The organism is Microbacterium sp. 69-7 (assembly GCF_001897985.1).
Classification (GTDB): domain Bacteria; phylum Actinomycetota; class Actinomycetes; order Actinomycetales; family Microbacteriaceae; genus Microbacterium; species Microbacterium laevaniformans.
The window spans coordinates 1-11,245 of sequence record NZ_MKRU01000051.1; the positions used below are offsets into that span (position 1 = coordinate 1).

General features: G+C 69.3%; 7 protein-coding genes. 3 read left to right on the forward strand and 4 right to left on the reverse strand.

Features of this window, described 5'->3' with window-relative positions:
* The 3 genes from BGN98_RS04595 to BGN98_RS04605 all read right to left on the reverse strand — a co-directional run.
* The coding region (locus tag BGN98_RS04595; RefSeq protein ID WP_502687810.1) for an NAD-dependent DNA ligase LigA at positions 1 to 1,438 on the reverse strand (1,438 nt) is incomplete at its 3' end.
* Between the two features lie 94 nt (positions 1,439 to 1,532).
* A complete protein-coding gene (gene mnmA / locus BGN98_RS04600; RefSeq protein WP_288119879.1) occupies positions 1,533 to 2,630 on the reverse strand; it encodes a tRNA 2-thiouridine(34) synthase MnmA in 1,098 nt (365 codons plus the stop codon).
* A gap of 9 nt (positions 2,631 to 2,639) precedes the next feature.
* Complete coding sequence (locus BGN98_RS04605) at positions 2,640 to 3,848, reverse strand: cysteine desulfurase family protein (RefSeq protein ID WP_288119880.1); 1,209 nt, start codon at positions 3,846 to 3,848, stop codon at positions 2,640 to 2,642.
* A 54-nt stretch (positions 3,849 to 3,902) separates the two neighbouring features.
* Here BGN98_RS04605 and glgX point away from each other — a divergent pair, with 54 nt between their 5' ends.
* The 3 genes from glgX to glgB all read left to right on the forward strand — a co-directional run bounded on the left by glgX (position 3,903) and on the right by glgB (position 10,293).
* Complete coding sequence (gene glgX / locus BGN98_RS04610; RefSeq protein WP_288119882.1) at positions 3,903 to 6,002, forward strand: glycogen debranching protein GlgX; 2,100 nt, start codon at positions 3,903 to 3,905, stop codon at positions 6,000 to 6,002.
* A 188-nt stretch (positions 6,003 to 6,190) separates the two neighbouring features.
* Positions 6,191 to 8,158: an alpha-1,4-glucan--maltose-1-phosphate maltosyltransferase gene (locus BGN98_RS04615; RefSeq protein ID WP_036285357.1), complete on the forward strand. Its 1,968-nt coding sequence runs from the start codon at positions 6,191 to 6,193 to the stop codon at positions 8,156 to 8,158.
* Positions 8,155 to 10,293: a 1,4-alpha-glucan branching protein GlgB gene (gene glgB, locus BGN98_RS04620; protein ID WP_005050266.1), complete on the forward strand. Its 2,139-nt coding sequence runs from the start codon at positions 8,155 to 8,157 to the stop codon at positions 10,291 to 10,293. The genes BGN98_RS04615 and glgB overlap by 4 nt, the downstream gene beginning before the upstream one ends.
* A gap of 31 nt (positions 10,294 to 10,324) precedes the next feature.
* Here glgB and BGN98_RS04625 read toward each other — a convergent pair.
* Positions 10,325 to 11,245: tetratricopeptide repeat protein (locus BGN98_RS04625; protein ID WP_288119885.1), on the reverse strand; the 921-nt coding region annotated here is incomplete at its 5' end.

The window sequence follows — 11,245 nt, forward strand, 5'->3', positions numbered from 1 at the left end:
CCCGCACCTGGGCGGGACAGGCGCGCGTGTTGGGGCAGCGCAGGTCGATGTCGCCGTCTTTCGCGGGTGCCAGCGTCGAGCCGCATTCCGGGCACCGGGTCGGCATGACGAATGCCCGCTCCGTGCCGTCGCGCAGCTCGACCACGGGACCGAGCACCTCGGGAATGACATCGCCGGCTTTGCGCAGCACGACGGTGTCACCGATGAGAACTCCTTTGGACACGACGACGTCCTGGTTGTGAAGCGTCGCCTGCCGGACGACCGAGCCCGCGACGCGGGCGGGGGCCATCACGGCGAAGGGTGTCGCCCGGCCGGTGCGGCCGACCGAGACGACGATGTCCAGCAGCTTCGTGTTGACCTGCTCCGGCGGGTACTTGTACGCGATGGCCCATCGCGGGGCACGACTGGTCGCGCCCAGCTCACCGTGCAGCGCCAGCTCATCGACCTTGACCACGACGCCGTCGATCTCGTGCTCGACGTCGTGGCGATGCTCGCCGTAGTACGCGACGAACGCCGCCACGCCGTCGATGTCGTCCGCGGTGCGGAAAGACGTGCTCGTCGGCAGCCCCCACGTCGCGAGCAGGGCGTAGACCTCGCTCTGCGAGGACACGGGCGGCTCCGGCCACGCCCCGATCCCATGGACGAGCAGCCGCAGCGATGCGAGCCGGGCGCGTCCGGCTTCGAGCTCCATGCCGCTTTTCTTGTCGAGTTGCTGGCGAAGGCCGCCGCTGGCCGCGTTTCGCGGGTTCGCGAATGCCGGGAATCGGCGGGCGGCGCTTCGGGTGAGCTTCTCCTCGTCGCCTCCGCGCTCACGACCGTCCGTGATGACACGCTCGCGCAACCGGGCCTGGAGAGCGTTGAGTTCGTCGAAGGCCGCGACGGGGATGTAGACCTCGCCGCGCACCTCCACGATCGGAGGATGCCCTTCACCCGCGAGTCGTGCAGGAATGCCCGCGACCTGGAGCGCATTGACGGTGACGTCCTCGCCCACCCGGCCGTCGCCGCGGGTGGCGGCCGACACGAGAACGCCGTGCTCGTAGCGGAGATTGATGGCCAGGCCGTCGATCTTCAGCTCCAGCAGCCAACGGACGTGTCGTCCCGCGGCAGCCGATGTCTTCGTGCACCAGTCTCGCAGCTCGTCCGCGCTGAAGACGTTGTCGAGGCTGAGCATGCGCTCGGCGTGTTCGACGGGCGCGAACATCGAGCTCTGCGCCGCGCCCACCGACTGCGTCGGCGAATCCTGTCCCTGCACCTCGGGGAAGGCGCGCTCCACTGCTTCGAGCCGCCGCACCCACCCGTCGTAGGTCGCGTCGTCGACGATCTCGGCGTCGCGCCCGTAGTACGCGTCGCGGGCGCCGAGGATGAGGTCGGTCAATCGCTCCGCGTCGAGGCGGGCGTCGTCGAGGTTCGTCGGAAGGGAGACTTCATCATCCGTCACTCGGCCAGTGTAGGTGGGGCAGCCGACATCGCCCTGCCCCTTGCGCGCCGCGCGTGGCCCGGTGCCCGCGGTCGCACGCTGACGGGGGTCGAGCTCAACCGGCGATGGGGACGGCCGAGACCGTGCGGTCGACCGTGAATTGCCCGATCACCCGCGTGCCGTCGTACAGCACCGCGGTCTGACCCGGCGCGACGCCGTCGAAGGGCGTCTCGGGACGCACCGTCACGGTGCTCTCGCGGACCACCGCGGACGCCGGCACCGGTTCGGCGTGAGCACGGATCTGCACATGGCAGAAGAACTCGGCATCCTGCGGCGCTCGGCCGGCCCAGCTGTGGCGAGAGCCTGAGATCTCCGCCGTGGCCAGCGCCTCCTTCGGACCGACGACGACCGTGTTCGAGACGGGACGGACCTCGAGGACGAATCGCGGCTTGCCATCGGACGCGGGAACGCCCAGCTGCAGACCGCGACGCTGTCCGACCGTGTACCCGTGCGCGCCGTCGTGGCTTCCCACAACCGCGCCGTCACGGTCGATGATGTCGCCGTGCGCGGTGCCGACCTTTTCGGCGAGCCACCCGCGGGTATCGCCGTCGGGGATGAAGCAGATGTCGTGACTGTCCGGCTTCTGGGCGACCGTCAACCCGCGCTCGGCCGCTTCGGCGCGCACGAGGGCTTTGGACGGCGTCGATCCGAGCGGGAAGTACGTGTGCGCGAGCTGGGGCGCGGTGAGCACACCGAGCACGTAGGACTGGTCTTTCGCCTCGTCGCTCGCCCGATGCAGCTCGCGCCCGTCCGGCCCGTCGACAAGGATCGCGTAGTGACCGGTGCAGACGGCGTCGAAGCCGAGCTCGAGCGCCCGTTCGAGCAGGGCCGCGAACTTGATCTTCTCGTTGCAGCGCATGCACGGGTTCGGCGTACGGCCCGCGCGGTACTCGGCGATGAAGTCGTCGATGACGTCGTCGCGGAAGCGTTCGGAGAAGTCCCAGACGTAGAAGGGGATGCCGAGCCGGTCTGCCGCACGGCGCGCATCCATCGCGTCTTCGATCGTGCAGCAGCCGCGGCTTCCGGTGCGCAGCGTCCCCCCCGCTCGCGAGAGCGCGAGGTGGACGCCGACGACGTCGTGACCGGCGTCGACCGCGCGGGCCGCGGCGACAGCGGAGTCGACTCCGCCGCTCATGGCCGCCAGGATACGCATCGGTCCAGTCTACGAGGGCTGCACGCCGTCGGCGCCGAGCCGACGCGGCCGGGCGGCACTCGTCGCCCGGGCGTACGCACGTGGGAGAGCCGCGAGCAGCGCATCGACATCACTGGGGACGGTGGTGCGCCCGAGCGTGAGCCGCAGTACCGACCGTGCCACGTCCTGGTCGCGCCCGAGAGCGAGCACGACGTGCGAGGGCTCCGCGACACCGGCTTGGCACGCTGATCCGGTCGAGACCGAGATCCCCTCCTGATCGAGCAAGAACAGCATCGTCTCCCCCACCGCCCCCGGCAGGTGGACGTGCACGTTGCCGGCGAGGCGGTCTCGAGCATCGCCCAGCAGCTCGGCAGCCGGGATCGCGGCGCGGATGCCGGACCAGAGCCGATCGCCGAGCGCCACCAGCCGCTTCTGCTCGCCGACGCGTTCGGCCTCGGCATCTTCGAGGGCGACAGCCAGCGCCGCGGCGCCGGCGATGTCCTGCGTGCCCGAGCGCAGTCCGCGTTGCTGACCGCCGCCGTGCAAGAGCGCCGCGATGCGGGCGTGACGCGACACGACGACGGCGCCCGTGCCGACGGGCGCTCCGACCTTGTGCCCCGAGACGCTGAGCGCGACGAGACCGACGCCGGGCGCGGCGCCTCCGCGCCAGGCGGAGAACGACACCGGCAGGTGACCCATCGCCGCAACGGCGTCGAGGTGAAGCGGAACGTCGGCAGCGGCGGCGGCGGCCGCCAGCTGAGCGGCATCCTGAACGGTTCCGACCTCGTTGTTGGCGACCAGGGCGGTCGCCAACGCCGCGGGAGCGGGGGCGGTCAGCGCCGTCCGGAATCCGTCGAGGGGAATGCGGCCGACCGGGTCGAGCGCGACGGCGCGCACGCGCGCGCCCCGCGCGCGCAGCCAGTCGACGGTGTCGATGCTCGCATGATGCTCGCCGTCGGGCAGCAGCACGGCCTCACGGTCGCCGGCTTTGCCCCACCACAGACCCTTCAGCGCCAGGTTGATGCTCTCGGTCCCGCCGGAGGTGAGCACGACCTCGATCGGGTCGCAGTCCAGCACCGCGGCGATACGCTCGCGCGAGTGCTCCAGCAGCCGTCGAGCCGCCTGCCCGGCACCGTGCACCGACGACGCATTGCCCGTCAGCGTCGCCGCTGCCAGCCATGCCTCGCGGGCGCTCTCGCGCAGGGGCGTCGACGCCGCATGGTCGAGATAGATCGACATGACGCTCCCGCACTCGTGACGACGCGGACTCACCGCGTCACTACTCTAGAGCGCATGGCCAGCCCGAAGCCGTCCCGTATCGTCGATGCCCACCCCGCCCCGCCCGCACCGTTCCTCGGGCCTGCCTATGACCGGCTCGGCGTCACCCTCGGGCCCGACGGCGGGACCCTTCGTGTGTGGTCGGAGGACGCGACTGGGATCGATCTGGTCGTCTTCGACGCGGACGATCTCGACTGGATCACCGCGAGCATCCCGCTGACCCCCGCGGGCGACGACGTCTGGGAGGTGACGACGCCGCACCTGCGCGTCGGCGCGTGCTACGCGCTTCGCGTCACGGGTCCGGCCGGCCCCGGGCAGACCTTCAACCCCGAGAGCCTGCTCCTCGATCCCTACGCGCGAGGCCTGGTGCCGGTGCGTATCGGCCAGTGGCGCGCGACCGTCGTCGACGACGAGTTCGACTGGAACGGGATCGCGCGTCCGCAGACGCCGATGGACCGGACGGTGATCTACGAAGCCCACGTGAAGGGGCTCACCAAACGGCACCCCGACATCCCGCCGGCGCTGCACGGCACGTACGCGGGACTCGGGCATCCGGCGATGATCGCGCACCTGCGCGGGCTGGGTGTGACCGCGGTCGAACTCCTGCCGATCCACGCGTTCGAGACCGAGCCGCGCCTTCTCAATCAGGGGCTGACGAACTACTGGGGCTACAACACCCTCAACTTCTTCAGCGCGCATGCCCCCTACGCGACCGCTGACGCCGTCGCCGCCGGCCCTGACGCGGTGCTGCGCGAGGTCAAGACGATGGTTCGCGATCTCCACGCCGCGGGCATCGAGGTCATCCTCGACGTGGTGTACAACCACACGTCCGAGCTCGGTCTGGGCGGACCGCGATCCAGCTTCCGTGGTATCGACAACCGCGGCTACTACCGACAGCAGGACGACGGCGCCTACATCGACGTTACCGGGTGCGGTAATGCCGTCAACACGGCGACGCGCGCCGCCGCGCGTCTCGTGCTGGACTCCCTGAGGTACTGGGCCGACAACGTGCAGATCGACGGTTTCCGCTTCGACCTGGCGGTGACCCTGGGGCGTGGTGGCGACAACGCGTTCGATCCTGAGCACCCGCTGCTTCGGGCGATCGTCGAGGATCCGTCGCTCGCGGGCCTGAAGATGATCGCCGAGCCCTGGGACGTCGGTATGGGCGGCTGGCAGACGGGCAACTTCGGCACGGGCTGGGCCGAGTGGAACGACCGCTACCGCGACCGCGTTCGCAACTTCTGGCTGAGCGATATCGACTACGCCCGCCGCGCCTCGACGTCGCCCGTCGGCATCGGGGGTTTCGCCACCCGGCTCGCCGGCTCGTCGAACACGTTCAGCGCCGAGCGCGGACCGCTCGCGAGCGTCAACTTCGTCACCGCGCACGACGGGTTCACCCTGCGTGATCTCGTCTCCTACGACGTCAAGCACAACCTCGGCAACGGCGAGCAGAACCGCGACGGCGCCGACACGAACCGTTCCTTCAACCATGGTGCCGAAGGGCGCACCGACGACGAGGCGATCCTGGCGACGCGCCGAAAGGCGATGCGCAACCTCATGGGAACGCTGCTGTTGTCGGCCGGTGTGCCGATGATGACCGCGGGCGATGAGTTCGGGCGGACGCAGCGAGGAAACAACAACGCCTACTGCCACGACTCGCCTCTGACCTGGCTCAACTGGGAGCACGCTCCGTGGCAGGACGACCTACTGGCTCACGTGCGTCGGCTCATCCAGTTGCGCCGCGACAACCCCGCTCTGCGACCGCGTCGTTTCGCGCGTGACGCGCACGTCGTGCCCAGCGCATCGGTCATTGATTGGTACGACGAGAACGGCGAGACGATGTCGATCGAGCGATGGACCGATCCCGTTCACCGGACCCTGCAGTACGACGCGGCATCCACACCGGAAGAGGAGGATCCGAACCGGATCCTGCTGGTCGTGCACGGCACCGAGAGCGCGGTGGACGTCACCCTCCCCACGATCGACGGCGTGGCCGGTTACGTGTCGCTCTGGTCGAGCGTGCCGGATCGTCCCGACACGACCGAGCCGGTGTTCGCCCCGGGCGATGTCCTCACCCTGCCGGGCACCGCGCTCCACCTGTTCCGGATGCAATGACGCGAACCGGACTCCCGATGGTGTGCCCGTTCGGGGTTCGGCGGTAGGTTCGAGTCGTGGCTTCGACGACGCGCTCCGCTTCTTCCGTTCCTCCTCGCGCGACGACGCTGCGCAGCGCTGCACCGATTCCGGTACGCCCGGCCACGGCGTGGCGCGGCGTGACCGACACGCGGGCAGGACGGATCCCGATGGCGCTGCCGCACCCGTCCGTCCCGGACGCGCTGTTTCTACCGTCCGCATTCTCCGGCGAGGCGGTTCCGTTCGTGGTCACCGCCTTCCGCGAGGGTCACGACCGGATCGGCGTGCACGTGCGGCTCTTCTCCCCCTCGGGAGAGGAGTCTCTGCATCGGCTGTCTCCGCTCGGTGACGGTTTCGATCGCTGGAGCGTCGACATCGCGCCGCTCGAAGAGGGAATCTGGCGGTTTCGCTTCGAGGCCTTCGGCGACGATGTCGCGACGTGGGATCACGCAGCGCAGCTCAAGATCGCGGCCGGCGTCGATGCGCCGCTTATGCGCGAGATGGGCGCCAGACTGTTCACCGACGCGGCCCGGGAGAAGGACCGCCCCACCGCCGAGCGCACTGCCCTGAACGCTGCCGCCCGCGCACTGCGCGAGCAGAGTACGAGCGACGACGAGGCGTTGGCGGTCATGCGCGATCCTGCGATCCGCGCCGCCTTTCGCGCCCGACCGGTTCAGTCGCTCCTCACGACAGGTCCCGACCTCGAGTTGCGGGTGGAGCGGGAGCGCGCGGGCGTCGGCGCCTGGTACGAGTTCTTCCCCCGGTCGGAGGGCGCGAAGCGGCTGAAGGACGGGTCGATCAAGAGCGGCACCTTCCGCACGGCGATCAAGCGCCTGCCCGCCGTCGCCGCGATGGGCTTCGACGTGCTATACCTGCCGCCGATCCACCCGATCGGCGAGGTCAACCGCAAGGGACCCAACAACACGCTGACCGCGGGTCCGAGCGACCCCGGCTCCCCCTGGGCCATCGGGTCGGCCGCCGGCGGCCACGACACCGTGCACCCCGATCTCGGCACGCTCGCCGACTTCCGCGCTTTCGTGCGTGCGGCGCGCGCCGAGGGACTCGAGGTCGCGCTCGACCTCGCGCTTCAGGCGGCCCCCGACCATCCGTGGGTGGCGGCTCATCCGGAGTGGTTCACCACGCTTCCGGACGGCACGATCGCCTACGCGGAGAATCCGCCGAAGAAGTATCAGGACATCTACCCGATCAACTTCGACAACGACCCCGCCGGTATCCGCGCCGAAGTCCTCCGCATCGTGCGGCATTGGATCGCGCAGGGCGTGAAGATCTTCCGCGTGGACAACCCGCACACCAAGCCGCTGCAGTTCTGGGAGTGGCTCATCGCCACGGTGAACGCCGAACACCCCGACGTGGTCTTCCTGGCCGAAGCCTTCACCCGTCCGGCCCCCCTGCAGGCGCTTGCGCAAGCCGGGTTCCAGCAGAGTTACTCGTACTTCACGTGGCGCAACACGAAGGCGGAGCTGGAGGAGTTCCTCCACTGGATCTCCCACGACACCGCGGACTTCATGCGGCCCAACCTCTTCGTCAACACGCCCGACATCCTCACCGAGTACCTCCAGTACGGCGGCCGTCCCGCCTACAAGATCCGCGCAGCCCTGGCCGCCACCGCAGGCGCCTCCTACGGCGTGTACGCCGGCTACGAGCTGATCGAGAACGTGGCCCGGCCCGGGTCCGAGGAGAACCTCGACAACGAGAAGTACGAGTACAAGCTGCGCGACTGGGATGCCGCGGCATCCCAGGGACTGACCATCGCTCCCTACCTGACGCGCCTCAACGAGATCCGCCGCGCTCACCCGGCGCTGCGACAGCTGCGCGACATCTCGATCCATTGGAGCGACGACGACGCGATCCTCGTCTTCGTCAAGCACCTGCCCGCGGCGCTGAGCGTCGACGGGGTCGACGACACGATCATCGTCGTCGCGAACGTCGACCCGCATTCGACTCGCCAGACCACGGTGCACATCGACTCCACCGTGTTCGGCGTGGCGCGCGGCGCCGACTACGTCGTCGAAGATCTCGTGACGGGCGCGACGTGGACCTGGAACCAGGACAACTTCGTCCGTCTGGACGCGTTCGACGAACCCGTCCACATCCTGCACGTGAAGGAGACCCGATGAGCGACATCTCCGACCAAGTCCTGGACACGGTCGCGACCGGCTCCTACCACGCCCCGCACGACATCCTCGGCCCGCATCGACGCACCGACGGGTCGTGGGTGATCCGCGCACGCCGGCCGATGGCATCATCGGTCACGGCCGTGGCGGACGACGGCACCGAGATCCCGCTCGAGCACGTGCGCGCCGGAATCTGGGAGGGCCAGAGCCCCACGCAGCCCCGCGCGTACGAACTGGTGGCCACTTACGAGGGCGGCGCCGACTACCGCGTCGACGATCCGTACCGTCATCTTCCGACCCTGGGTGACGTCGATCGTCATCTGATCGCCGAGGGTCGCCATGAGCAGCTCTGGCAGGCACTCGGTGCCCACGTTCGCCATTACGACGCGGTCAGCGGCGTGTCGTTCGCTGTCTGGGCGCCGAATGCGCGCGCTGTGCGTGTCGTCGGCGACTTCAACGCGTGGGACGGCCAGGGGCACGCGTTGCGCAGCCTCGGCTCCAGCGGCGTCTGGGAGTTGTTCGTGCCCGGGCTCTCTTCCGGCGCGGTCTACAAGTACGAGATCCTCACACGCCACGGCGGGTGGATTCTCAAGGCCGACCCGATGGCACAGCGTGCCGAACTTCCTCCGGCGACCGGGTCCATCGTGACCGAGAGCGCGTACCGCTGGGGCGATGAGGAGTGGATGACCTCACGCGCCGGACGAGACGTGCTTTCGCAGCCGATGTCGACGTACGAGTTGCACCTGGGATCCTGGCGACCGGGGCTCGGGTATCGAGACGTCGTGGAGCCGCTGATCGCGTACCTCACCGAGACCGGATACACCCATGTCGAGTTCCTGCCCCTGGCCGAGCATCCGTTCGGTGGCTCGTGGGGGTATCAGGTCAGCGGGTACTACGCTCCGACGAGCCGTTTCGGCAGTCCCGACGACCTGCGCCACCTGATTGACCGACTGCACCAGGCCGGCTTCGGCGTCATCATGGACTGGGTTCCGGGCCATTTCCCGAAGGACGCGTTCGCGCTGGCCCGTTTCGACGGCGACCCCCTGTACGAGCATCCCGATCCCCGCCGCGGCGAGCACAAGGACTGGGGCACGCTCATCTTCGACTACGGCCGCAACGAGGTGCGCAACTTCTTGGTGGCCAACGCCCTCTACTGGCTGGAGGAGTTCCACGTCGACGGTCTGCGGGTGGATGCCGTGGCCTCGATGCTCTATCTCGACTACTCGCGCGAGGCCGGCGAATGGGAGCCGAACATCTACGGTGGACGAGAGAACCTGGAGGCGATCCGGTTCCTCCAGGAGGTCAACGCCACGGCATACAAGCGCTACCCCGGCATCGCCATGATTGCGGAGGAGTCCACCAGCTATCCCGGCGTCACCTCGCCCACCAGCGCCGGTGGCCTCGGGTTCGGGTTCAAGTGGAACATGGGCTGGATGAACGACTCGCTCGAGTACATCAAGCGCGACCCGATGTACCGCGGCCATCACGAGGGCGAGCTGTCGTTCTCGTTCGTCTACGCCTTCAGCGAGCACTTCATCCTTCCGATCAGCCACGACGAGGTCGTCCACGGTAAGGGGACGCTGTTCACGCGGATGCCGGGAGACCATTGGCAGAAGCTCGCCAACACCCGCGCCTTCCTCGCGTACATGTGGGGCCATCCCGGTAAGCAGCTGCTGTTCATGGGGCAGGACTTCGGGCAGCTGTCCGAATGGTCGGAGGGCCGCGGACTGGACTGGTGGATGCTCGATCAGCCTCCGCACCGGCAGCTTCTCGACTTCGTCGGCGCGCTCAATCGCGTCTACCGTGAGAACCCACCGCTGTGGGCGCGCGACAGCGACGGCTCCGCGTTCCGGCGCCTGGGTGCTCCCACCTGGAACCCGAACGTCATCGCCTTCGCGCGCGTCGACGACCACGGCAACACCGTCGTCGTGGTCTGCAACTTCTCCGGTGTTCCCCTTCACGACTACGCCCTGGACCTGCCGGCGGGCGGAGCGTGGCGGGAGCTGCTCAACTCCGATGCGCAGGCTTACGGCGGCTCGGGAGTGGGGAACTTCGGCACGGTGCACGCCGATGACGACGGACGTGCGACACTCGTTCTGCCCCCGCTCGGCGTCCTCTGGCTCGGCCGCCCGGCGTAGGTGCCGGCGTCCGATGCCGGAAGAGTCGGTGTCAGAACAGCAGTGAGGTCAGCCGGCCGCGGGCACGGATGACGCGCGCGTCACTGTTCCCGATGAGTCCGAAGAGCTCGATGAGGCGGTCGCGGACGGCGCCGCGCTCATCGGACGGCAGCGCCGCGAACAGGTCGAGCAGCCGCGCGAACGCGTCGTCGATGTGACCGCCGGCGATGTCGAGATCGGCGACGGCGAACTGGGCCTCGATGTCGGTGGGCGCGGATGCCGCGGCATCCCTCGCCTGCTGCAGGTCGAGCCCCTGCACGCGCTGCAGGAGGCGCACCTGGCCGAGACCGGCCTGAGCCTGCTCGTCGCGCGGGTTCTCCGCGAGCGCCGCCTCATACGCGGAAACGGCGCGCGCGTAGTCGCCCGCCTCGATCGCATCGAACGCCTCCTGGTGTCGCGGGGGCAGTGCGGGCTCGTCGGGTTCAGCCGACTCGGCGCCGTCGACGGGGACGGTGCCCGTGACGCCGTTCTGGGCTGCCAGCTGCAGCAGCTGGGCGAAGACGTCGCGTACCTGCTGCTCCGGCACCGCGCCGGTGAACAGCGGAACGGGCTGACCCGCAACGAGGGCGACGACCATGGGGATCGACTGCGCGCGGAAGCCCTGGGCGATCTGCGGGTTCGCATCCACGTCGACCTTGGCCAGCACCAGACGTCCGGCGAGCTCGGTGACGACCTTCTCGAGGATCGGGCTGAGCTGCGTGCAGGGACCGCACCACTCGGCCCACAGATCCACCACGACCGGCACGGACCGCGACAGCTCGAGCACCTGACCGAAGCTCTCGTCGGTCGCATCGAAGATCAACGACGGGCCGGGGCCCGCTGAGGGCGCCGTTGCGGAGCCGGCGGGTGCCGACGGGCGAGAGCGCAGGGACGACAGGTCGACGGCACCGCGCAGCACGGCGCCCGAGGTGGG

Excerpts from the sequence above, each read along its gene's own strand:
- glgB (WP_005050266.1), top strand. The coding sequence starts at position 8,155 with ATGAGCGACATCTCCGACCAAGTCCTGGACACGGTCGCGACCGGCTCC.
- BGN98_RS04615 (WP_036285357.1), top strand. The coding sequence starts at position 6,191 with ATGGCGCTGCCGCACCCGTCCGTCCCGGACGCGCTGTTTCTACCGTCC.
- glgX (WP_288119882.1), top strand. The coding sequence starts at position 3,903 with ATGGCCAGCCCGAAGCCGTCCCGTATCGTCGATGCCCACCCCGCCCCG.
- mnmA (WP_288119879.1), bottom strand. The coding sequence starts at position 2,630 with ATGCGTATCCTGGCGGCCATGAGCGGCGGAGTCGACTCCGCTGTCGCC.
- BGN98_RS04605 (WP_288119880.1), bottom strand. The coding sequence starts at position 3,848 with ATGTCGATCTATCTCGACCATGCGGCGTCGACGCCCCTGCGCGAGAGC.